The sequence below is a fragment of the Yaniella halotolerans DSM 15476 genome (assembly GCF_000420805.1).
Taxonomy (GTDB): domain Bacteria; phylum Actinomycetota; class Actinomycetes; order Actinomycetales; family Micrococcaceae; genus Yaniella; species Yaniella halotolerans.
Genome location: NZ_ATVQ01000002.1, coordinates 369,056 through 391,450, shown reverse-complemented (window position 1 = coordinate 391,450; position 22,395 = coordinate 369,056). Strand labels below are relative to the sequence as shown.

18 protein-coding genes and 1 tRNA gene are annotated in these 22,395 nt (G+C 56.9%); 11 read left to right on the top strand and 8 right to left on the bottom strand.

From position 1 onward, the window contains the following. The first annotated feature begins 91 nt into the window (after positions 1–91). Positions 92–164, top strand: a tRNA-Ala gene (locus G583_RS0109360). Positions 165–213: 49 nt separating this feature from the next. Here the strand turns inward: G583_RS0109360 and G583_RS0109355 are convergent. Together G583_RS0109355 and G583_RS15345 are read right to left on the bottom strand one after the other, a co-directional pair. Continuing rightward, positions 214–831, bottom strand: coding sequence for an SAM-dependent methyltransferase (locus tag G583_RS0109355; protein WP_022870922.1), 618 nt, complete (start codon positions 829–831; stop codon positions 214–216). After that, entirely contained in the window at positions 831–1,793 is a 963-nt protein-coding gene (locus G583_RS15345) for an NAD(P)/FAD-dependent oxidoreductase (RefSeq protein ID WP_022870921.1), read from the bottom strand. The genes G583_RS0109355 and G583_RS15345 overlap by 1 nt, the downstream gene beginning before the upstream one ends. A gap of 92 nt (positions 1,794–1,885) precedes the next feature. Here G583_RS15345 and G583_RS0109345 point away from each other — a divergent pair, with 92 nt between their 5' ends. Continuing rightward, positions 1,886–2,476 carry a helix-turn-helix domain-containing protein gene (locus G583_RS0109345; protein ID WP_029629452.1) on the top strand — a complete coding sequence of 197 codons (591 nt, stop codon included), beginning with the start codon at positions 1,886–1,888 and terminating at the stop codon, positions 2,474–2,476. Positions 2,477–2,681: 205 nt separating this feature from the next. Further along, positions 2,682–4,784: a penicillin-binding transpeptidase domain-containing protein gene (locus tag G583_RS0109340; protein ID WP_084677338.1), complete on the top strand. Its 2,103-nt coding sequence runs from the start codon at positions 2,682–2,684 to the stop codon at positions 4,782–4,784. Positions 4,785–4,794: 10 nt separating this feature from the next. Here the strand turns inward: G583_RS0109340 and hrpB are convergent, their stop codons facing one another. Continuing rightward, entirely contained in the window at positions 4,795–7,473 is a 2,679-nt protein-coding gene (hrpB, locus tag G583_RS0109335; protein WP_022870918.1) for an ATP-dependent helicase HrpB, read from the bottom strand. A 120-nt stretch (positions 7,474–7,593) separates the two neighbouring features. On the opposite strand from hrpB, the gene G583_RS0109330 reads away from it, so the two are divergent. The 4 genes from G583_RS0109330 (at position 7,594) to G583_RS0109315 (ending at position 11,038) form a co-directional block, all read left to right on the top strand. After that, positions 7,594–8,166 carry a hemerythrin domain-containing protein gene (locus G583_RS0109330; RefSeq protein WP_022870917.1) on the top strand — a complete coding sequence of 191 codons (573 nt, stop codon included), beginning with the start codon at positions 7,594–7,596 and terminating at the stop codon, positions 8,164–8,166. Positions 8,167–8,208: 42 nt separating this feature from the next. Continuing rightward, entirely contained in the window at positions 8,209–8,604 is a 396-nt protein-coding gene (locus tag G583_RS0109325; RefSeq protein WP_022870916.1) for a hypothetical protein, read from the top strand. A gap of 87 nt (positions 8,605–8,691) precedes the next feature. Beyond that, the gene (locus G583_RS0109320; protein WP_022870915.1) at positions 8,692–9,831 is read left to right on the top strand and encodes a calcium:proton antiporter; all 1,140 of its coding nucleotides are present in this window, start codon (positions 8,692–8,694) and stop codon (positions 9,829–9,831) included. Between the two features lie 130 nt (positions 9,832–9,961). Further along, entirely contained in the window at positions 9,962–11,038 is a 1,077-nt protein-coding gene (locus G583_RS0109315) for an NADH:flavin oxidoreductase/NADH oxidase (protein ID WP_022870914.1), read from the top strand. A gap of 6 nt (positions 11,039–11,044) precedes the next feature. Here G583_RS0109315 and G583_RS0109310 read toward each other — a convergent pair whose 3' ends face one another. Continuing rightward, positions 11,045–11,761 carry a Crp/Fnr family transcriptional regulator gene (locus G583_RS0109310; protein ID WP_022870913.1) on the bottom strand — a complete coding sequence of 239 codons (717 nt, stop codon included), beginning with the start codon at positions 11,759–11,761 and terminating at the stop codon, positions 11,045–11,047. A 130-nt stretch (positions 11,762–11,891) separates the two neighbouring features. Here G583_RS0109310 and G583_RS0109305 point away from each other — a divergent pair, with 130 nt between their 5' ends. The 3 genes from G583_RS0109305 to G583_RS15340 all read left to right on the top strand — a co-directional run bounded on the left by G583_RS0109305 (position 11,892) and on the right by G583_RS15340 (position 14,539). Next, positions 11,892–12,125 (top strand): heavy-metal-associated domain-containing protein, encoded by a 234-nt coding sequence (locus tag G583_RS0109305; protein ID WP_022870912.1) that lies wholly within the window; start codon positions 11,892–11,894, stop codon positions 12,123–12,125. A gap of 84 nt (positions 12,126–12,209) precedes the next feature. Further along, positions 12,210–14,219, top strand: a complete 2,010-nt coding sequence (locus G583_RS0109300) for a heavy metal translocating P-type ATPase (RefSeq protein ID WP_022870911.1) — start codon at positions 12,210–12,212, stop codon at positions 14,217–14,219. Positions 14,220–14,266: 47 nt separating this feature from the next. Then, positions 14,267–14,539, top strand: coding sequence for a dihydrofolate reductase family protein (locus G583_RS15340; RefSeq protein ID WP_022870910.1), 273 nt, complete (start codon positions 14,267–14,269; stop codon positions 14,537–14,539). Here G583_RS15340 and G583_RS0109290 read toward each other — a convergent pair. The 3 genes from G583_RS0109290 to G583_RS0109280 all read right to left on the bottom strand — a co-directional run bounded on the left by G583_RS0109290 (position 14,536) and on the right by G583_RS0109280 (position 18,498). After that, positions 14,536–15,909, bottom strand: coding sequence for a DUF1731 domain-containing protein (locus G583_RS0109290; RefSeq protein ID WP_022870909.1), 1,374 nt, complete (start codon positions 15,907–15,909; stop codon positions 14,536–14,538). The genes G583_RS15340 and G583_RS0109290 overlap by 4 nt on opposite strands. Positions 15,910–15,991: 82 nt before the next feature. Then, on the bottom strand, positions 15,992–17,500 hold the full coding sequence (gene putP, locus G583_RS0109285) for a sodium/proline symporter PutP (RefSeq protein WP_022870908.1): 1,509 nt from the start codon (positions 17,498–17,500) through the stop codon (positions 15,992–15,994). Between the two features lie 98 nt (positions 17,501–17,598). Continuing rightward, the gene (locus G583_RS0109280; protein ID WP_022870907.1) at positions 17,599–18,498 is read right to left on the bottom strand and encodes a LysR family transcriptional regulator; all 900 of its coding nucleotides are present in this window, start codon (positions 18,496–18,498) and stop codon (positions 17,599–17,601) included. A gap of 116 nt (positions 18,499–18,614) precedes the next feature. Here G583_RS0109280 and G583_RS15335 point away from each other — a divergent pair, with 116 nt between their 5' ends. Beyond that, the gene (locus G583_RS15335) at positions 18,615–22,175 is read left to right on the top strand and encodes a bifunctional proline dehydrogenase/L-glutamate gamma-semialdehyde dehydrogenase (RefSeq protein WP_022870906.1); all 3,561 of its coding nucleotides are present in this window, start codon (positions 18,615–18,617) and stop codon (positions 22,173–22,175) included. Here the strand turns inward: G583_RS15335 and G583_RS0109270 are convergent. After that, complete coding sequence (locus G583_RS0109270) at positions 22,154–22,369, bottom strand: hypothetical protein (protein WP_022870905.1); 216 nt, start codon at positions 22,367–22,369, stop codon at positions 22,154–22,156. The two genes, G583_RS15335 and G583_RS0109270, sit on opposite strands and share 22 nt — an antisense overlap. Positions 22,370–22,395 lie beyond the last annotated feature (26 nt).

The following is a 22,395-nucleotide window of genomic DNA, read 5'->3' as shown; positions in this document are numbered from 1 at the left end:
TCCAAAGCGACATCTCAAATTTGTTTTCACCTAAAAGGTATGTATACTAATTGATGTTGCCCGGAGCGGTGACGAGAAAATAACTTGATAAGGGGCTTTGGCGCAGTTGGTAGCGCGCTTCCGTGGCACGGAAGAGGTCAGGGGTTCGAATCCCCTAAGCTCCACTCACTAACCCGCTAGATCACACAGATCCAGCGGGATTTTTTATGCCCGTCAGCCCTGAAGTCGCTGGACGCGGACGACCACATCATGCAACTGGCCTGCACCGTGGTGACCCCTGTCGATGGTCCGGGTGTTTTCATAGCTTGCGTCGATACTCCAGGAAGGTGCATGAAATAGCTCAGCAATCGCTTCCAGGGTAACGGTAGCTTCCTCCGGATGATCGTGTTGGTGATGCGTACCGTGATGATGCCCAACAATGAGTAAGGATCCGTTTTCCGCCACCCATGATCCTAGGAGTTCATAGAAAGGAAGTTGGCCGGTATCCGGATGTGCATAGTGAGTCGTTACTAAATCCCACGTCCGGTGTGGCTCCCAACGCGCTACATCCGTCTCGATCCATTCGACGCTGTCCGCCTGCCCGGCTTCCGCCGCTCGTTTTGCTGCTTTGTCGAGTGCGGTTGCCGAAATATCAGCGCCGGTCACCTGCCAACCGTGTTCCGCCAGCCACAAAGCCTCGGTACCTGTCCCGCAGCCAGCATCAAGCGCTGTGCCAGGATTCAGGTGCCTGGTCTCACTCGCCAGATAGGGGTTGACAGGCATGTGCCGGTCTTGTGCCGAAGCTTTGGGAGTCCAGTGGTCTTCCCAGTAGGTTTTATCAAATTGCGGCATCAGGACCCTTTCTCTGTTGAAGGTTTCGGCATGGTGAGCCCAGCGCGTGCCAGTGCCATTTCGGCATTGAGAGTCATGGCCACACGTGCACCGTGGGCGGCAGCTTCACTCACCTGCATCCAAGGGCCCATGACGTTGCCCGTTGCCCATACACCCGGCACTGAGGTTCTGCCCGCGTCATCAACTCGTACAGCCACGCCCATCGCGTTCTCAGTTGTATCCAAGGCAAGACTGGCCAGTCCCTCAAGGCGGGCTTTAACCTGGGTCGGTACCGCCAGCGCATCCAAGGCGACGCTCGTACCATCATCTATGGTGACACCGGTGAGCTGATCATTGGCGACCTCGATGTCCTCGACGGATCCCGACACAATCGTGACGTTCAGATCACGCAGTGTATCAAGCTGATCAGCAGGAATTTCGACGTTATTGACGAAGAACGTCAGGTTTGCACTCCACTGATAGAAGAGCATGGCTTGCATTGCCGACATTGGGCCGGTAGCAAGCACGCCGATTTGTTGATCGCGAATCTCCCAGCCGTGGCAGTAAGGGCAGTGCACAACGTCGCGGCCCCAGCGCTCGGCAAGGCCAGGGATATCCGGGAAGTCATCCTGCACTCCGGTCGCGAGGATGAGCTGACCTGCACGGTGGGTAGAACCCTCTTCCAACTGCAGCACGAAACCTTCCTCGGAACTACCCATCGCATCGATCAGCGCTGAATGCACGACTTCAGCACCATAACTGGTTACCTCTGCCCGTCCCTTGCTCAACAGGTCTAAGGGATTGGTACCTTCAAGACCCAGCAGACCGTGGACTGCAGACGCTGGAGCATTCCGCGGTACGCCACCATCGATAACCAGCACGCTGCGACGAGACCGAGCGAGCGTTAGCGCGGCACTTAAACCCGCAGAACCCCCGCCAATAATTGCGACATCCCATGTGCTCTCAACGTGTTCTGAAGTCATGAATATTCTCCTCTCGAGTTGGTATCAGGTATAAGACTGACAGCCAGGATGCTAAATTGCAATGTGTGTTGCCAAATGGCAATATATGGTTCATGAGCGAATCAATTGATGACACCCTGGATACCGTTGGCCCCCGGCTGAAGCATCTTCGACTGCACCGAGATCTCACCTTGACGCAGCTGGCGGTGGAGACTGATATCTCGAGCAGTACACTGTCTCGACTGGAGGCAGGGCTTCGGAGACCAACGCTTGAACAGCTTCTACCGTTAGCTCGCTATTACGGGGTGACTATTGATTCACTGGTCGACGCCCCACGGACAGCAGACCCCCGGGTTGATTTGCGGCCCATGGCGGTTGGCGATGGGTCTGTGGTCATTCCACTCACCCGACGCCCTGGTGGGATCCAGGCCTATAAGTTTGTGCTGCCCGCCGGTAGCGACGACGTGATTCCCGAGTTGCGATCACACGAGGGACACGACTGGGCCTATGTGCTCAACGGAACACTAAGGCTGGTGCTGGGGGACCAGGATCTGTTGTTGCAAGCAGGTGAGGCAGCGGAGTTCGACACCCGAACACCGCATTGGTTCGGTGCGACCAGTAGTGGCCCCGTCGAATATCTCAGTCTTTTCGGGCGTCACGGCCAACGAGCACACGTGAGAACCACGACAGCAACGCAAGAGTGAGCCGTTGTGCCTATGGGCGCTGGGGTGCTGGAGGTGCCCTGGCACGGCCGATGCAGTTCATGGCGTCTAAGCATGATGCAACGCGCAGCATGCACCGATCATCGAGTCGCTGCTGCCTAATCGATAAGGGCCAGGAGGCCGTACGTAGCTTAAAGCGGACTTCACTAGGCTTACACCCGCTTTAAACGTCAGTAGACTTCAGTGCATGATATCTCCGTCAGTCTCACACCAGACGAAACCATCGCACCGACGACACAGAATTACTGGATTTGCCGCCTTGGTCGTGGTCGGAACACTTGGGCTTAGTGCGTGCGGATCAGTCGATGATCCGACGCAGGCCGCTGAACTGTTCGCAGAGCAGCTCGGCTCTGAACAGTTGGAAGCATTCGGGGATGCCAGTCTGGCCGAGGGGTCGACGGATCCAGAAGTATTAACCGAGTCGACGGCAGCCCTGGCTGATTATCCTGTGACCGTCAGCTTAGAATCTGTGGTCGAAGAGGAGACCGAGGAACCGACCGCTACTGCAGCTTACACGGTGACCTGGGACCTTTCTGGTGGCGCGGATGCTGATACCGCCGATGAGACATCAGAGGCACCAGAAGATGCTGAGGACACTTCTGAAGCGACCTGGACTTACTCAACCCAGGCCACCCTGGTCTGGAACGAAGAGTCGGAGGTATGGGAACCGCAATTAACGCCGGAGACGCTGGTCTCGGGACTTGCAGGGGGCGGACGCGTTGAGGTTTCGGAAACACCGGCTGACCGCGGGGAGATACTTGATACCCAAGATCAACCATTGGCAACCGAACGGCCCGTCCAACGGATCGGCATCGATAAAACCCACCTACTCGATGCACTTACCGCCGGTGGGGCGGAGCCAAGCGATGATGAAGTAACGGAAGCAGCAACGGATTCAGCGACGGCACTAGCCGAAGCACTAGATCTCGACCCAGAGACATTTGTTGATCGCGTGCTTGCTGCCGGAGAGCGTGCCTGGGTTGAATTCATTGTGCTGCGTGACGATGAAGAAACCGAGATCCCATTCGATGAAATCAGCGGGATTTCCGGCGCCGTCGCTCGCGAAGACACCATGGTTCTGGGGCCAACGGCGACCTTTGCTCGCTCTATCCTAGGGTCCTACGGCTTGCCGAATGCCGAACAGATTGAAGCATCTGATGGCGAGATTACCGCTGGTATGCCGACCGGTCTATCCGGACTGCAACAAACCTATAATGATGAGCTGGCTGGTGTGAGCGGTTTGGAAATCACCGTGGATAACTCCGATGTTCCAAGCGAGAACCTACCGACCAGTGATCCGGAGGAATTCAGCCGAGAAGCTACTGATGGTACCGCGGTTACCACGACCTTAGACACCCGGGTCCAAGAGCTTGCCGAAGATATGATCGGTGACTCCGATGTCTTGGCAGGCCTCGTTGCCGTCAGACCGTCCGACGGGCACATTCTTGCCGCAGCAGAAGGACCCGAAGATACGAGCTGGCCCTTGGCGATGCAGGGTTCTTATGCACCAGGGTCAACCTTCAAAGTTGTCACGGCGCTGTCGATGTTGCGTAACGGCATGGATCCCGACTCGAAGGTCGAGTGTCCCGAGACCATTAATGTCGGCGGCACCGAGATTTCGAATTTTGACGGTTATCCTTCTGAACACGTCGGTGAGATCAGCCTGGCCGATGCCATTGCCCAGTCATGCAACACAAGTTTCGTTGGCCAGTATGAGGATATTTCCCCGCAGCAACAACACGATGCAGCCGTTGCACTGGGACTCGTTGAGGACCCAGTTGTCGGCTATGACGGTGCCTTCTTGGGCTCAGTTCCCACCGATGTTGAAGGTACTGAACACGCCGCCGGATTATTCGGACAGGGCGTCGTCCAAGCGTCACCGCTGGGTATGGCCACCGTTGCCGCCTCGGTATCGGCCGGAGAAACTGTCAGCCCCGTGCTCATCAGTGATCCTTCGGTGGATCCCTCCCAGAACGAGAATCTGCCGGGAGATACGCCGCTGACCGAGGACGAAGCCGAACAGTTGCGCGAGCTCATGGCCGGCCCCGTAGAAACTGGAACGGTTCCGATCCTGCAAGATGTACCGGGGGCACCGGTCTTGGCGAAGACGGGTACCGCGGAGTTCGAATCCGATGGTGAGGACCTGGCGCACACCTGGATCATGGCGACCCACGGTGATCTGGCCGTCTCCTTGTTCTTCCACGAGGGCTTAGCCGGCGCACAAACAAACGGACCGGTGGTACAAGAGTTCTTGACCGAACTTGAAGAGATGATCCCGTCAGATTCCTAACCGGTGAAGGCTACTTTTGCTGGGCTTGACTGCCACGTAGGGCACGGTTGGTTTTGGCGGTCGCGACGGCGGTGAGCGGATCCTCGGGCCAGGGATGTTTGATGTACCGGCCGCGGTTCTCGGCTCGAACCTGTGGGTAAATGTTGCGCCAAAAGCTCGCCAGATCGGAGGTCACCGCCAGCGGTCGGCGAGCCGGCGATAAGAGATGCAGCACGATCGGCACGCGCCCCTCGGCCACGGTGGGACTACCCGTCCAGCCAAAGCACTCCTGAAGCTTCACCGCCAACACCGGTGGGGCGATCTCGTCGTCGGTATGATCCTCCGGTGCAGGCCAATCCAACCGCACCGTGGCACCAGATGGCACGCTAATCCGCTCCGGAGCCAGTTCCTCCATCCGCGCGGCATCGGGCCACGGTAGGAGGCGCCGCAAGGCAGACGTGAGGTCAATACGCTCGACTCGTGTTCCGGAGGCTAACTGTTCAAGCTCCGGGGCGAGCCATTCGAAGAGCCGATCGGTCAGTGCTGTCTCCGAGACATCCGGCCAAGGGGCACCATAGACACGATGGAGCATCCCCATCCGAGAGCGCAGACTGTTAAACGCAGCATGCTGTTTGGACGTCGCACTCACCTTGAAGAAAGCCAGAACGCCGGGGCTGCGGATATCAGCGGCTACCGCATCGCGCGTGTGTTCTGGCGTTGGTTTGATCGGCGTCGATGACAGCTGGATGGCACCCAATCGGACCACTGCACGCGCTGAAACTTTCCCGTCAACAAAGCGTGCTTGCGTCTGCTCGACGAATAAGGGGCCTGCCGCCAACTCCGCGTAGTCTTGATCCAGCTCGGCGGCGGTACGAATGATGGCTCGTTCTCCGTGTAGCGTGATATCAGCGACGGCCAGCCAATCAGCACCCTGCAGTGACGAACCCCGGGGGAGCGAGGCTGCCGTTCCAGAAGCCAGGAGATACTCGGCGTCTTCGTTTTGCCCACCGCCGGGTGTCCGTCGCCGAGCAATTTGTTGGGGATATGCCAGCGCCGTGACGAGTCCTAGGTCGTATGGTCCAGCCGAACCATGCCCGGCACGAGGGGAGCCCTCGCCCTGGGATACGGCGCGCAATAAACGTGCAGCATCATCGGTCCAACGCTTGGGACGTGTAGACCGTAACCGCCCCATCAGCTTGCCCAGATCAGCTTTTTCGGCCCGTTCGTCAGACGAGAGCGCGGCAATCACCTCGGCGGCTAATCTCGCACCGACGAACTCGGCACCATCATAGAGCGCCCGTCCTAGCCGGGGATCCACCGGCAGGATAGCCAGCTTCCGGCCCAATTCGGTAATGCGCAGTTGCCCATCGTGCTCAGCACGTTCCAGGGCGCCCAATTGCGTCAGGCTGGTTACCGCGGCGTTGAAAGCCCGTGTTGGCAATGGCTCGGGCAGTCGCAGCCCGGAACCATCCGCTGCACCCCAAGATGCCAGATCCAGCACCGCCTGGGTGAGATCTGCGGTCCGAACTTCAGCAGGCCGGTGGGCTGGGCGAGCAGCGAATTCTGCCTCAGACATGCACCGCACCACCAGTCCCGGGGCTTCACGTGCGGCACGGCCGGCGCGCTGGATCATGGCTGATTTGGCAGCACCAACCGTCACGAGTCCTGCCACCCCGCGGCCAGCATCCAAACGAGGCTGGCGGTCCAACCCTGCATCAACGACAATCCGCACCCCAGAAACCGTCAGGGCAGATTCGGCAACATTCGTCGCCAACACAATGCGCCTGTTCCCGCCGGCAGCCGGCGGAGTCAAGATCCGATCTTGTTCACCGGCTGCAGTAGATCCCAGCAAGGCCAACACATCACATGATGTTGAACCGGTCAGCTGCTGTGCCACCCGATCAATCTCTCGAGCCCCGGGGAGAAATACCAACACATCGCCGTCAGGTACGTTCTTGACGGTCGTGAGCACGGTGTCTGTAACGTGGCTGAGGAATTGGTTGGTGACCCCACGAGCATCCAGGGCTCGTTGTGTACCGGGTAATGGTGCCCACTGTTCCGTCAGCGGATAGGAGAGGGCCTCGACCTTGAGCACTCGAGCCGGATTTGCAGTATCTGTGGATAATAGCGCTGTCCAAAAGTCTGCCTCCAGGGTGGCTGACATGACGACGATATCGAGCGGATCCGCTGCGCCACGCAGTTCGCCCAGCTGCTGCACCATCGCAAACGTGAGATCTGTATCCAGTTGACGTTCGTGCACTTCGTCCAAGACGACCGCCGCGATATCTGGTGCGTCAGGATTACCGATGAGCCGTCGCAGCAGCACACCCGTCGTCACAAATTCGACCGCGGTAGCAGCCGAGGTTTTTCGGTCGCCACGAACCGTATAGCCGACTTGTTCACCAACTTTAGTACCGGTCAGATGCGCTAACCTCCGCGCCGCAGCGCGTGCCGCCATCCGGCGTGGTTGGGTGACGACGATCCTGCCATTGCGGCCCAGCAGCTGCAATCGGTTCGCCAGAGTCGGCGGGACGACGGTGGTTTTGCCGGTGCCAGGGGGCGCCACAACAACAGCGCGCAACGGGGCATCGGTGGGCCGGTGATCCTCCAACAGGTCGGAAATCAGCTGCGCTGCAGGAAGCCCGGCAGCCACCGTCCTGAGGTCAAACGCCTCAGAGCCGCTCCGGGACTCATGATTTACGTCGTTCATCGTTTCCACTCTATGCCGGTACATACTCGATCCAAACTTAAACGTCGCTCGCGGTGGCCTATAGACCTCTTCGCATGGCGCAAACTAGCGTGGGAATGTACCTCCAATGAAAGGTCGATCATGACGACAGAGAATTCCACGACGCAAGAACGAGACGTTGTAGACGTACTGACAGCCGACCATCAAGCCATGTTGGATCTTCTCGACGAAACAAAACAGGCAACCAACGCAGAACATCGTCGCGATACCGCAGACACAGTCATCGCTGAAATTGTGCGCCATTCCGTTGCCGAAGAGATGCAGGTCTACCCAGCGATGAGACAACACCTGCCAAATGGTGCCGAAGAAGTTGAACACGATATCGAGGAGCATAACGAACTCGACGAGGTTATGAAACGCCTAGAAGACGTTCCGGCCGATGACGGGCGGTTCATGCAAATTCTCGAAGAACTCGAAGCACATCTTCGCCACCACATCAGTGATGAGGAAGATGAACAGTTCCTGAAGCTTCGCGAGCATATTCCTGCTGCCCAACTTCGTGAGATGGGGGAGAAGGTAGAACAGGCCAAACGAACGGCCCCGACACGTCCACATCCCAATGCCCCGAACTCGGAGCTCTATCACAAAACCGTTGGTGCAGGGGTTGGCATGGTTGATCGCCTCCGCGACAAATTAGCGAATCGAAAAACCTAATGACGTCCACCGATAGACCTCTATTACCAGGAGTGTGTCTCTATGTCCTCGAGTTCTAGCTCCCTATCGGTTATCGACATACCCGAGCACTGTGGCAATGCTCCAAGAAAAGTGGTCATACGAGACTTCCTCATCGCTTTGTATTCTGGAGCCGTTGACGAGACGCTCGGAATGCTTAAAGACGATGTTCGCTGGGAAATCGTCGGATCGAACGTGCTGTCGGGACAAGCCGAGACTCGAGCATGGTTGATGAACCAAGACAGCACGCAAGAACTGAAACTGCATACTGTTATCACGCACGGGACGGACTGCGGTGCCGATGGTGTGGCAACATATGCGCAGTCTCGCGCTGTATGTTTTAACCACGTGATCCTGTTTGCGGGGCATGGCAAAGCTGCGAAGATTAAAGAAATTCGCAGTTACCTCATCGAATCCTGAAACAGTTACCATAGTGGCAAGAAGTGCGTTCGGGACGACCCGATCGTGAAAACACAAGCTGGGACGGCCCACAGGACGGCCGATCTCATGTTCTCATCGATACGCACTGCACTGACCCCAACCGCCACGTTGCAGCTGCTGCTTGGATGGGGCAGCGTTCTCATACTCGTTCAGACCGGTCCAGCTTTAGGCGGTCCGCTGACAACACCTGGGCTCTTCATAATTTTGGGCGTGATCATTGCTGTTGTCCTCAGCTGTGCGTTCGGCGTCGTACGGCAGGCCGAATATTTGGCACAGCGGCTGGGCGATCCCTACGGGACGCTCGTACTGACATTATCCATCGTCATTATCGAGGTCATTCTCATATCGGCGGTCATGCTTGGTCCGGGAGAACATCTCACGATTGCTCGAGATTCAGTCATGGCAGTTTCCATGATTATTCTGAATTTCGTCATTGGTATTGCGATCCTGGTCGGCGCCACTCGGCATGCCAACCTGCAATCGAACAGCGTCGGAGTGTCTGCCTACCTATCCATCCTGGCTGTCTTATTGGTCGTGGCATTTGCTCTGCCGCATTTCCTCGGTGCTTCCGGTATGTATGCTCCACTTCCGGCTATCGTTGTCGTAGGCCTCACGCTGATCATGTATGGCTATTTTCTCTATCGTCAGCTGGGACAACAGCGCAGTGATTTTCAGGAAGTTACCTCAGCGGATTCAACAAAGGCTGTTTCCGCACAACCACAGCAAAGCCTGTCCGCGGTCCTAGCCCAACATCGAGGTGAAATTTTAACCCGGACAACGGTCTTGGTCTTCACTGTCGTCCCCATCGTCTTGCTGTCACACGAGATGGCCGCGCTCTTAGACCAAGCCCTTGAACACCTCGGAGCTCCAATAGCACTTTCAGGTATCTTGATCGCCGCAATTGTGTTTCTGCCAGAAACCATCACCGCGATTCGAGCCGCTTATCTGGGAGAGATGCAACGTGTTAGTAATCTGTGCCATGGCGCGCTCGTCTCAACAGTGGGACTCACCATACCGGCAGTCCTCATCATTGGGCTGGTAACGGCTCAACCTGTGGTGTTAGCCGAAAGCCCTGAGAATCTGTTGCTACTAGCCGTTACGTTATGTATTACTACGGCGTCGATGCTCGGCAAAAGAGCTACCGCCCTGCATGGTGCAGCGCACCTGATGGTTTTCGTGCTCTACTTGCTCGTGGTGTTCTCGTGAGGCCAGAACCAGATAGACATGCTGACGGTAGTACTGAGACGTGTGAACCCCAGCACCATACGACCTGATAACATCCGAAATGGAAATAGAAAGCCATTTTGGCTCTTCCGGCAACGTTAGGAATATCAGCTTGTCTCGTTTGCTCTTCGAACCGATCACCTTGCGTGGCGTCACCGCCCGAAACCGCGTGTGGGTTCCGCCCATGTGCCAGTACAGTGCGGAAAACGCCGACGGCATGGCAACCGACTGGCATATGGTGCATCTCGGGAGCTTAGCCCGCGGGGGAGCAGGGGCTGTCATTGTTGAAGCAACGTCGGTGACTCCGGAAGGCCGTATTTCTCCGCAGGACCTCGGCCTGTGGAACGATAGCCAACGCGATTCTTTGGCACCGATTGTAGAGTTCATGCACTCGCAAGGAACCCTAGCTGGGATCCAGTTGGCACATGCCGGGCGTAAAGGGAGTACTTATCGCCCCTTCGACTACGACAACGAGGGCAGCGTGCCCGAAGACGAGGGCGGGTGGACCACCGTCGCGCCGTCGGCCAAAGAATTCCCGGGGCTCGCTACTCCAGAAGCACTCGACCAAGCTGGGATCGATAACGTGGTTGCCGCATTCGTCGCGTCGGCACGACGAGCAATCGACGCCGGCTTTGACCTGTTAGAGATCCATGGCGCACATGGTTATCTGCTCCACCAGTTCTTGTCCCCGCTCAGCAATGATCGGGATGACTCCTATGGGGGTTCATTGGAGAACCGAGCGCGGTTGCTGCTTGACGTGGTTGATGCAGTACGTGCCGAAATCTCCGACCAAGTCCCATTGCTGGTTCGCCTTTCGGCTGTGGATTGGCACGAAGACGGTCTGACAATCGACGACACCGTACAAGTGGTGCAGTGGCTGCACGAGCACGGTGTTGACCTCATTGATGTTTCCAGCGGTTCGAATCTGCCGGCGAAGATTCCGGCAGGTCCGGGCTACCAAGTGGCGTTTGCTGAAGCGATTCGCCGCCGCACTGGAGTACCGACTGCTGCCGTTGGGTTGATCACCGAACCCTTCCAAGCCGAGCACATCCTGGTGACCGAACAGGCCGATGTGGTGCTGGTTGGCCGAGAATCACTGCGGAACACCGATTTTCCAATTTATTCGGCCCAAATACTGCGGCATGACGCTCCACCGGTGCCAGCGCAATATCACCGGGCATATCGCTAGACAACCTCATTCCGCGGTGATCAGTTCCTCTAACGCATCGGGTTGTAGAAGTGATACCACATCCTCATCGACGGCTACGAGGCCCTTTTTTCGCAACCGTGCCAGAGCGCGGCTTAACGATTCTGGCGTCGTACCCAGCAAGGACGCAATGTCTTTTTTACTCATGGGCAAGCGGGCGCGCATCACGCCGTCAGGTGTCTGAGCATTTCGGACCAACGGTTGTTGCAAGAGATAGTCAGCGATGCGCAGATCCACGCTTTGGCTACTCAACGTCAGCCGATGCTCGGTATGGGCTAGCCGGTCACCCAGGGTCCGCAGCATCCGATGCGCAATATTCGGATACTGGTCGATCAGGTGCGTCAGGTCCTCGTGCGCAAAGATGCAGAGCCTCGTCTGCGAGCGCGCTTCGGCCTCTTCCAACGTGGCGCTACCTGTAAGAAAAGCATGCTCACCGAGTGTGTCACCGGGACGGGCAACGCGCAGCAGATGCTTTCTGCCACTAGGCAGCGTACGACTAAGTTTGATTTCTCCAGTGTGTACAACGAACATTTTGCCAGTCCGTTGACCAGGCCCATGGATGAGCTCACCAGCAGATACGAGCTGTGGACGTGCCAGAGTCGCTACGAGATCCTGCTGTTCTGTTGTTAGCCCGGAAAAGATGGGCACCCGTCGTACGCAGTTATCATCGTGTTCGGTGATGTCTCGGATAGGCAATTCACGCATGCCTTCACATGGTACCGGAAGGCAGCTACCGGGACTTGACCAACGTCAAGGAGAACACCTCCGGTTCCCCCTAATCTAAAGATAACTCCTCACGATACGAGGACAGTAGATCACAAGGAAAGGGAACCGGATGACCGCCCAGAACATCACTCATACACTCCTTCGTGCAGAAGGCTTTTCTTGCCCCTCATGCGTTACCAAGATTGAAAAGCGGGTTGGCAAGATGCAAGGCGTCGACAACGTGAAAGTGCACTTCGCAAGCTCCCGCATTGAAGTTGATCACGATGAGACGCGAGCAACGGTTGACGATCTTGTGCAGGCCGTAGCGCAGGCCGGCTACACAGCCAAACCTTCAATCTTCTAAGCATCACGCACATCATGGTGGCCCGAACGATTCGGGCCACCATAGCTTCGCAGAGTCGAGTACATCACTACAGAAATGAGCACAGTGAGTAAGTTCGAGAAGTGGATCCGCGGTAATTGGGCGGTACCGGTGATTTCAGGCCTTCTGATCCTGGTGTCATCTGCCGTCAACAATATCCGGGACGGGACACTCAACCCAGAGTTAGTGTCGCGCTGGTGGGTCGATGCCGGCGTCCACGCTCATGATGGTACCGATGTCTTCACACTCGCCAATCTCTTGATGTTGGCGGCGGCTGTGGTGGCGGGATACAACATCGTCATACAGGCTGTCCGAGCACTCACCACCAAGATGATTAGTATTGACCTCTTAGTGTCGGTAGCCGCCATCGGTGCGGTGATCATTGGAAACTTCTGGGAGGCCGCTGCCGTCACGTTCCTGTTCTCCATTGGTCACGCATTGGAAGCCGGCACGATGAATAAAACCCGATCAGCGCTAGCTGAGTTGGTGGCCGTCGCACCAGATACGGCGATTGTGATGCGCGACGGAGCTCAACACGAGGTTCCAGCTCACGAGGTCTCACAGGGCGAGATAGTCCTGGTAAAAAACGGTGCCAAAGTACCGGTCGATGGCGTGGTGTCGGATGGTACCGGGTCCATCGATGAAGCCTCAATTACCGGTGAATCCATCCCGGTAGAGAAGACGACAACCGATCAAGTCTTTGCCGGCACAATTTCACGCGGCGGATTCTTGCAGGTCAAAGCCACCGGCATCGGTGCCGACACCACCCTGGCGCGCATCATTCACCGTGTGGAAGAAGCACAAGATGCCAAAGCAAAAACCCAGGCTTTCATCGACCGTTTCTCTACCTGGTATACCCCGGCGGTCATGATGTTGGCCTTGCTTGCCGGGTTGATCACCCAGGATGTGGTCCTTGCTCTGACGTTGTTGGTGATCGGTTGCCCTGGTGCGCTGGTGATTTCGATACCGGTTGCCATTGTGGCTGGTATTGGACGTGCCGCACGCAACGGGATCCTGATCAAGGGTGGTGAGTACCTGGAAACCTCGGGCAGAATTTCGGCCGTAGCCGTCGATAAGACGGGCACTCTCACCGAAGGGCGCCCCGAGCTGACCGACGTGTTCGTGGTTGCTGAAGGCATGACAGAAGATGATGTGTTAGCCATTGCTGCGACTGCAGAAGCCGGTTCCGAACACCCGCTAGCCCGTCCTATTCTGGATGCCGCACAAGCACGAGGGGCTTCACCGGATGGTTTTCCGCAAAAGATTACACCCGTTGTTGGTAAAGGTATTGTCGCCGACGTTGAAGAACAACAAATCCTGATCGGTAACCCAGCCCTATTGGCGCAGTATGAAGTGGCCGAAAGCCAGGATGCTACCGAATCGGCTCAGACGTTTGCGGCAGCCGGTAAAACACCGATGATCGTTGCCACGGACCAGACCGTGCTGGGTGTTCTCGCTGTTGCAGACACTATTCGCACGGATGCTCCGGATATGGTGGCCCGCCTGCACGAAGCCGGTGTGACTAAGGTCGTCATGCTCACCGGGGACACCCGACTGGTAGCTGAATCCATCGGTCAAGCCACCGGGATCGACGAAATTCACGCGTCACTGCTACCGGAAGACAAGCTCGATGCTGTGACCAAACTGCAGCGCGAGGGGCACACCGTGGCCATGGTCGGGGACGGGGTGAACGATGCGCCAGCATTAGCAACAGCCGATATTGGTGTGGCCATGGGAGCCGCAGGTTCAGGAGTCGCCATTGAGACGGCTGATATTGCCCTGATGGGTGACAACCTCATGAAATTGCCAGAGTCCATCAGCTTAGCCAAGCGGACCACCCGGGTGATGAAGCAAAACATCGTCATTGCGTTAGCCACCGTCGTGGTGTTACTAGCCGGCGTCTTTGCTGGCGGCGTGACGATGTCGTTGGGCATGTTGGTACACGAGGGCTCAGTGCTCGTGGTGATTGTCAACGCCATGCGGCTTATGCGCAATGACAAGCACCCCACCCCGCTAGCGAAACAGGAACACGCTTCGGCAACGAAGCACGAAGCTTCAGCAGCTGTGCGACCATAAGCATTCCAACAGCTTGGTCTTGAACACATAGTTCAAGACCAAGCTTTTTGTTGCGGGTATTCGACCCGCAACATATCAGAGCACTGAAATGTTCATCCGACCACGATCTCACCATTGACGGACCGACCCTGGCCGCTGAAGCTTTGCGCCACGGACTCGTGGATCGGTTGATGATCTTGTTATGCCCGGTGACGGTAGGAACCGGTCTGGCCTTCTGGCCACAACACAGGCTAGACCTTCACCTGCATCGTGTTGAACAGTTTGATGGCGGCGTTGTCTTTCTCACGTACGACATTCCACAGTCGGAGACCTCGAACTAGAACGTCACCGCATCGGCCGCTGCAGCAATGGTGGGGAAGCGGTAGGTATAACCTGATTCCATAAGCACAGTAGAGCGCGCTTTGGTACTGCCCAGCAGAAGGCCTGGTTCCATCCGGATACATTTCATCCCCCAGGAGAGCAGCTTGGCAGGAATTGGGAAGTGGCGTGGTCCCGTTGACGGGGCGAGCGCATGAATGGCTTCTGAGAGGCGAGTCTGTTGTGGCGCGACCGCGACCACCGTGGAGGGTGGATTGGGAGTGCTCAGCAGATGCTGCACGATACCAACCCAGTCGTCTTCGTGTATCCACGGTAGGTAGCCATCGATTCGCGGGCGTGTTTTGGTCAGTGCCATAGCGATCAGTCCCATGGAGATTTGTGCCTGCTGACCAAGCACGACACCGGTTCGCAAGATGATCGCATCATCCGGGGCGGATGCTTCCCAATCGGCCACGAGTTGCCCCATACCATCCGGTCCATCTTCATCCGCCGTGGGGGACGTCGTTTCGGTGAATTCTTTGGTTGAGTCCGCAGACCATAAGGGCACGGCACTGCCCTGGAGCCAGCGATGCAGGACTCCGCCGCGTGCCCGAGCAGCCGATACCGCGCTGCGTAGCGTTGCGGTCGTCTCCACGCGTGAGATCTCTTGCCGTGCCACCTCTGTGGGAGTGAACTCTGGGCCTAAGGGCCGACCGGCCAGGTTGATGATGTTGAAGCCTGCGGGATCCATCAGATGGTCGTCCAGCTGGCCGAGATTGTCATGGTCCCAGCCAGCTTGTGGGTATGGTGCTCCGGAGCGGGGGGATCGGGTCAGTACGACGGCGCGCTGTCCTGCTGCCAACAAGCGAGTCACGAGTCGCGAGCCAAGATAGCCTGAGCCCCCGACTACAACATTCACCGGCTGATCAATGTTGGGTCCTGCACAGGCCATCTGAAACATGCGTGCGCCCACGGCACCAAGATCCTGTGTCAGGGGTGCTGCCAGTGCCGTAGCCAACGGTGCTGCAAGTGGCCCAACCACGAGGGTGCGCCGGGTCAGATACGTGCCACCTTCGGACGCGGGCTCGATCTGCCAGCTTTGTTGGGTATAACCGCCGGGCTGATCTTGCCGCCAGACGATTTCGCGTTGTGGTCTGGCGAGCACGATGGTTGCCGGGGGCGCAGTTGCCGCATGGATAAATCCGCGAATGAGTGCTTTAGGTACCACCTTGACGGTGTCGCCGACCTGGAGCCTGTCACTGGCCATTTCAACGGGCGCGAACTGCTGAAGCTGATCATTCCACTGCAGCCACGCACCGGGGTCACTGATGAGATCCCAGACCTGTCCGGGAGCAAGCGCGACAAAGATCGTTTGTGAACGAGAAATACCCATGGCTCTATCGTAGGGCCGTTAAACACAACGGTTGGCAACCCACACAGAAGGTGTTGCCAACCGTTGTACGACGTAGCTGAAACTATTTCGCCGAGATCGTTTTTTGCATTCTATTGAATTCTTCGTCGATTTCTGGAGCGGGCTTAGCGGTCAGCAAGGAAACCACGATGGCAACCGCGAAGTTCGCCAGCACACCCGGCACAATTTCGTAGAGGTTGAGGGCTTCCTTGATCGCTGGGACTGTACCCCAGATGTAGGCAACGGCGGCACCGGCAACCATACCGGTCAGCGCTCCCATCGCAGTGACTCGGCGCCAGTACAGTGCCATCAGGATCATCGGACCGAAGGCTGCACCGAAACCTGCCCAGGCGAAGCCAACGAGATCCAACACGGTGGCTTCAGGATCTTGGGCAATCAGGATTGCAATAACGGAGACCAGCACGACGGAACCACGGCCCAGCCACAGTTGCGTGCGTTCGTTCGGGTTGCGTTTGAACAGCCCGTAAATGTCTTCGACTAGCGCCGACGAGGAAACAATGAGCTGAGACGACATGGTCGACATAATCGCCGCAAGAACAGCAGCCAGGATGATGCCGGCGATGAATGGGTGGAACAGAATTTGCGACAGCACGAGGAAGACTGTTTCCGGGTCGTCGAGCGTTCCACCTTCACGTTGGAACCACGCGACGCCAATCAGTCCCGTCAACACCGCCCCGAGCATGGAGAAACCGACCCAACCGGTACCAATACGGCGTGCGGTTGTTGCTTCCTTATGGCTTCGGATGGCGAAGTGACGTGCCAGAATGTGTGGCTGACCGAAATAGCCGAGGCCCCAGGCCAGCCCGGAAATAATGATCAGGATCGACGCGGTGCTCATGCCACCGCCGGTAAACGACAAGTGCTCAAGACCAGCCTGCACATCGGATTCGCTGATCAAACTGACGACTTCGCCGGGCCCACCGAGCTGGACCGTAGCGATAATAGGCACAGCAATCAGTGCAACGAGCATGAGGAGACCCTGGGCGACGTCGGTGAGTGATACGCCAAGGAATCCACCGAACACTGTGTACAGCAGAGTGAAACCGGCTACTACGAACAGACCCGTCATATAGGGCCAGCCGAACGCAGACTGGAAGAAAGCCCCGGAAGCGACCATCATCGAGGCGACATAGAAAATGAAGAACAGCAAAATGATCACCGCTGAGACGGAGCGCAGCAGTCTCGTGCGATCTCGGAAGCGTTGTTCGAAAAACGCGGGCATAGTGATCGCATCTTCGGTGATCTCTGAATAGACGCGTAAACGTGGTGCAACGATTTTCCAGTTCAACCACGTACCGAGGATCAGACCGATCGCAATCCATGCTTCGATCAGACCGGTGGCATACAGGGCACCTGGCAGGCCCATCATGAGCCAACCAGACATATCGGAGGCACCGGCAGATAAGGCTGCAACTCGGGGGGACAGGTCTCGGCCAGCCAAGAGGAATTCTCGACCTGTGTTTGTCCGGCGATAGGCATAGAAGCCAATGCCGATCATGAGCAACAGGTAGAGAATGATGGCGGCGAATTGATAGACATGTTCTTCACTCATAGCAAACAATTATTCGCCACTGTCACACAAATCACCAAATCAATGTTGCGTTGCAAAGACACATGAATTCACAAGTTCCTGAATATACCCTGGATGGTTTAGCTTTGCGTCGCATCTTGGGCATGTCGTTGTATTGCAGAGGCCACTGCGGCAACCGCTGGATGCCCCGCCGATGCTCGACGCATAGCCAAAAAGATGTGTCGTTGTGGTGCTGTATCGAGTTGTACCCAGGTAACCTGCGGTGGCCGATAGCCACCCAACATGCCGGGCAGAATCGCTACCGCCTGTCCTGCTTCGATGAGTTGGACATGCGCTTGCAAGTCGGCTGAAGAGTACCGTATATCTGGTTCAAATCCGGCGACTCTGCATTGCTGTAATGCCCAATGGCGTGATGCGGCCGGGGTAGGCTCCATGATCCAGGGGAAACCTGCGGCGTCAGTAAGCTGCTTGACGTCATGGGCCAGATTCGCAGGGATGGCTAAGCGAAGCGGATCGTTGACCAGCGGGGTCGTGAGCATATCTGGCAGCTGAGGTACCGCATGACCGGGGTATTGTTCGGCAACAACGATGTCGAAGTCTCCAGCCCACGTATCGTGCAGGGCTTGTTCTGGTTCACGCTGTGCAACCTCTAAACGGATACCGGGATGCGATGTTGCCAGTAGCCGAAGCGTTCCCGGTAACACGGCCAAAGCAGATGTCTGAAACATCGACAGGCGCACGGTCCCGGCCACAATAGAGTCTGCGTCAACCAGCTGTGCAGTGGCTTCTTCCATGATCGCCAGCATGTCATTGGTGTGCTCCACCAATCCCAGGGCTGCGGTGGTGAGCATAACTTTTCGACCGGAAGACACCAGAAGTGTCCTACCGGCCTCTTGTTCAAGCCTCGAGAGCTGAGCCGAGACTGTAGAAGGCGCGAAATTCAGTGCGGTAGCCACTTCAGTGATGGTCCCACGAATCGCCAGCTCCCGTAACAGCCTCAAACGGTGGAGATCTAACACAATGATCCTTCGGGTTTTATGAACGGTGCTATTCGAAATTATTCGCTATACCCGAATCTACCGGTCAGCGTATGCTGTGTGTCACTATCCGAGACGCTTCGTGGATGAGGAACATCATGCAGTCAGCACAACATCAGCATTCTGACATCATGCCGTGGCAGCTGGGTGATGCCGCGATTGCTCAGGTACGGACCTGGTTAGAAGCCGCGGCACAGATCAAACCGGACGCATCGGCTCAACGGCTAGCCGGGGTGCTCAAAGATCCAGCTGGACTGGATTTCACCGTTGGATTCGTTGACCGCGTCGTGCGTCCAGAGGACAATGCGGCCGCCGCGGATGCACTTGCCCACATCGCCGAAGACGTACCGGAATTTTTGCCCTGGTACCTACAAGCAGCAGTTCGCGCCGGTGGAAAACTCGCCAGAGTCTTGCCCGGTGTTGTGGTTCCGGCAGCCCAAGCAGCGCTTCGCTCGATGGTTGGGCACCTGATTATTGATTCACGAGACCCCCATCTTGGGAAAGCAATTAACAAGCTTCGCACCGAGGGGGTGAAGCTCAACATCAACCTGTTGGGTGAAGCCATTCTGGGACAGGGGGAGGCTGACCGCCGTATCGCCGCAACCCTGGCATTGATTGAACGCGACGACGTGGATTATGTGTCGATTAAAGTTTCGGCCACTGTTGCCCCGCATAATCACTGGGCGCATGATGAGGCTGTTGAAGATATCGTGGAAAAGCTCCGCCCGGTGTATCGGGCAGCACTGCATGCCGACCCAGTGACCTTCATCAATCTCGACATGGAGGAGTACAAGGACCTTGACCTGACCTTGGATGTGTATCGCAGATTGATATCAGAACCGGAGTTTCGAGATTATGCCTCAGGTATCGTCCTCCAGGCCTACCTGCCAGATGCATACCAAGCGATGGTTGAGCTCCAAGAATTTGCAGCGGAACGGGTGGCCGCTGGGGGAGCGCCCATCAAGGTGCGTGTCGTCAAAGGGGCCAACCTGCCCATGGAACAGGTGCAAGCAGCCATGCACCACTGGCCTCAGACCGTCTGGCCAACGAAACAGGACACCGACACCAATTACAAGCGCCTCTTAAACCTGGCACTGACCCCAGAACATTTACAAAACGTACAGATCGGCGTGGCAGGACAAAACCTTTTCGATATAGCACTGGCATATTTGCTCATGCAGCACAGGGGAATTGACGTTGATGGTCCGGTCGATTTCGAAATGCTGTTGGGCATGGCTACGGCTCAAGCTGAAGCCGTGCGAGCCGATGTAGGACGGCTGCTGCTCTACACACCGGTCGTACACCCAGACGAATTCGATGTTGCCATTTCTTATCTTGTGAGGCGCCTTGAAGAAGGCGCCTCACAAGAGAACTTCATGTCGGCGGTCTTTGAACTCGACGACGAACACTTTTTTGCTCGAGAAGCAGACAGGTTCTTGGCCTCACTGGCACAGCTGGAACACGACGTCGATGTGACGCCGCAGCCTCGACGAACCCAGAACCGCCAAACCGAAGACTTCAACACTGCCTCACCTGTAGTCTTCGCAAATGCGGCAGACTCGGATCCTGACCTGGCTGCTAACCGGGCCTGGGGCCGGCAGATTCTTGAGCGTATGCGCCATTCCACGCTGGGAGATGAATTGGTGCACAACTCTACGGTCACAACCCAAGAGCAGCTCGAAACTGTGATCACCTCGGCTATGCAGGCCGGCGCAGTCTGGCGTGAGCTGCCGCTGACAAGTCGCAGTCAGGTGCTGATCCGCATCGGGGACCATCTCGCGCAGGCACGAGGTGATCTCATTGAAGTTATGGGCTCCGAAACCGGAAAGACCATCGATCAGTCCGACCCAGAAGTGTCAGAAGGTATCGACTTCGCCCGCTATTACGGCGAACAGTGCCTGCGGTTAGGTGACGTGTCAGGAGCAACGCCACACCCCGTAAAGCTAACCGTGGCCACCCCGCCATGGAATTTCCCGATGGCCATTCCGACCGGATCAGTCACCGCTGCGCTGGCCGCAGGCTCGCCGGTCATCTTCAAACCCGCACCACAGGCACAACGGACCGCGGCAGTGATCGTGCAGGCGATATGGGCGGCCCTCGATGAATTCGACCTACCCCGCGAGATCGTAGCGTTTGTGGTCGCTGAAGAATCGACCATCGGCACCAGCTTGGTAACCGATCCACGAGTCGAACGCGTGATCTTGACCGGCGGGTATGAGACCGCCAAATTATTTAAAGACCTGCGTCCCGATATGCCCCTGCTGGGTGAAACCTCGGGCAAGAACGCACTGATTGTCACACCTTCGGCGGACCTGGATCTTGCCGTCGCCGATGTGGTGAATTCAGCGTTCGGTCATGCTGGCCAGAAATGTTCTGCTGCCTCGTTGGTGATTTTAGTCGGTCAGACTACAACCAGCCAGCGTTTTCACCGGCAACTCTTAGACGCCATCAGCTCTTTGGTTGTCGACCATCCAGACAACCCGCAGGCACAAATGGGGCCGCTTATTGAAAAACCTGGTGAGAAGCTTCGCCGGGGTCTAACCCAACTGGAACCCGGCCAACGCTGGCACCTGCAACCTCGTCAGCTTGATGACACCGGTCGGCTTTTCTCACCTGGGGTGCGCTCCGGTATTAAACCCGATTCGGAATATCATCTGACCGAATATTTCGGCCCCATCCTTGGCGTCATGTCCGCAGCCACGCTCCAAGATGCCATTGAATACGTCAACGCCGTACCGTATGGACTCACCTCGGGCATCCACTCATTAGACCCCGAAGAAATCGCCACGTGGAGTGAGCACATCACCGCCGGAAACCTCTATATCAACCGCGGTATCACCGGGGCAATTGTCCGACGACAACCGTTTGGCGGATGGAAACGCTCATCCATTGGACCAGGTGCCAAAGCAGGTGGCCCAAACTACCTGGTTGGGCTCACCGACTGGACCGATGCACCCGATACTGTTCCAGAAACGACCGATCCGATCGTCGATGAGGTAACCGACGCTGCGGCACAATACCTCCGTGACGATGACGCGGCCTGGTTAGCAAACGCTGTAGCTCACGATGCCATTGACGTCGAAACCTTCACCGGCCAACGGGATATCTCGAATATACAGGTTGAAGTCAACGCGCTCCGGTATCGTCCCGTGGCTGTAACGATTCGCCTTACCGATACCTCGTCAGAGGCAGTGGCACGCATGCTACGGGTTGCCAGTGCAGGGTCACGAGTCCAACAGGCTGTAACCTCCGGCCAAGGTACCGGAGTGGTTCCAGCCAATACGGTATCGCTGCCCCCTGAAGTGGCCGAAGGCGTCGCGCAAGTGTTGGCACAACTCGACGCTGCGGTCGTTTTTGAAGATACCGAGGAATGGGTGCAGCGCGCCAGACGTCTAGCAGCTACTGATCCAGCCGAAGGTACTGCTCGTATTCGACTTATTGGCACGGCTGAAACGCAGGCAACTATTTCGACAATTTCCCACAGTCCCGAAACGGCAATTTATGAGCAGCCGGTCACCTCGGCTGGCCGACTCGAAATGCTGCCATTCCTTCGTGAACAAGCAGTGACCATGACGGCCCATCGGTTCGGGACGCTCAATGACCTACCCGAATATTCCCTTGGTGAGATCAAGTTTGGTCACGACTCGTCATCAGCATAGATGCCCTTTTTCTGATCATAGGCGCGTACCTGGAACCATGCGAAAGCCGCGATACCGACAGCAAGGATAAGCCAGGACCGTTCGGTGGCGAAGAATGCTTCATCGTTCAAAAACACCGCGACCAGTTCGATGATGAGCACGACGACGGCGCCAACTGCCGCACCGAGTAGGGCTGCTTTGACTTTGCCTGGCATATGAGGATCCTCTGTTCAGTAGTGCG

Coding starts and splice junctions, on each gene's coding strand:
- G583_RS0109325 (WP_022870916.1), top strand. CDS start 8,209: ATGTCCTCGAGTTCTAGCTCCCTATCGGTTATCGACATACCCGAGCAC.
- hrpB (WP_022870918.1), bottom strand. CDS start 7,473: ATGAACGACGTAAATCATGAGTCCCGGAGCGGCTCTGAGGCGTTTGAC.
- G583_RS15345 (WP_022870921.1), bottom strand. CDS start 1,793: ATGACTTCAGAACACGTTGAGAGCACATGGGATGTCGCAATTATTGGC.
- G583_RS0109330 (WP_022870917.1), top strand. CDS start 7,594: ATGACGACAGAGAATTCCACGACGCAAGAACGAGACGTTGTAGACGTA.
- putP (WP_022870908.1), bottom strand. CDS start 17,500: ATGAGTGAAGAACATGTCTATCAATTCGCCGCCATCATTCTCTACCTG.
- G583_RS0109270 (WP_022870905.1), bottom strand. CDS start 22,369: ATGCCAGGCAAAGTCAAAGCAGCCCTACTCGGTGCGGCAGTTGGCGCC.
- G583_RS0109310 (WP_022870913.1), bottom strand. CDS start 11,761: ATGCGTGAATTGCCTATCCGAGACATCACCGAACACGATGATAACTGC.
- G583_RS0109345 (WP_029629452.1), top strand. CDS start 1,886: ATGAGCGAATCAATTGATGACACCCTGGATACCGTTGGCCCCCGGCTG.
- G583_RS0109340 (WP_084677338.1), top strand. CDS start 2,682: ATGATATCTCCGTCAGTCTCACACCAGACGAAACCATCGCACCGACGA.
- G583_RS0109320 (WP_022870915.1), top strand. CDS start 8,692: ATGTTCTCATCGATACGCACTGCACTGACCCCAACCGCCACGTTGCAG.
- G583_RS0109290 (WP_022870909.1), bottom strand. CDS start 15,909: ATGGGTATTTCTCGTTCACAAACGATCTTTGTCGCGCTTGCTCCCGGA.
- G583_RS0109355 (WP_022870922.1), bottom strand. CDS start 831: ATGCCGCAATTTGATAAAACCTACTGGGAAGACCACTGGACTCCCAAA.
- G583_RS0109305 (WP_022870912.1), top strand. CDS start 11,892: ATGACCGCCCAGAACATCACTCATACACTCCTTCGTGCAGAAGGCTTT.
- G583_RS15335 (WP_022870906.1), top strand. CDS start 18,615: ATGCAGTCAGCACAACATCAGCATTCTGACATCATGCCGTGGCAGCTG.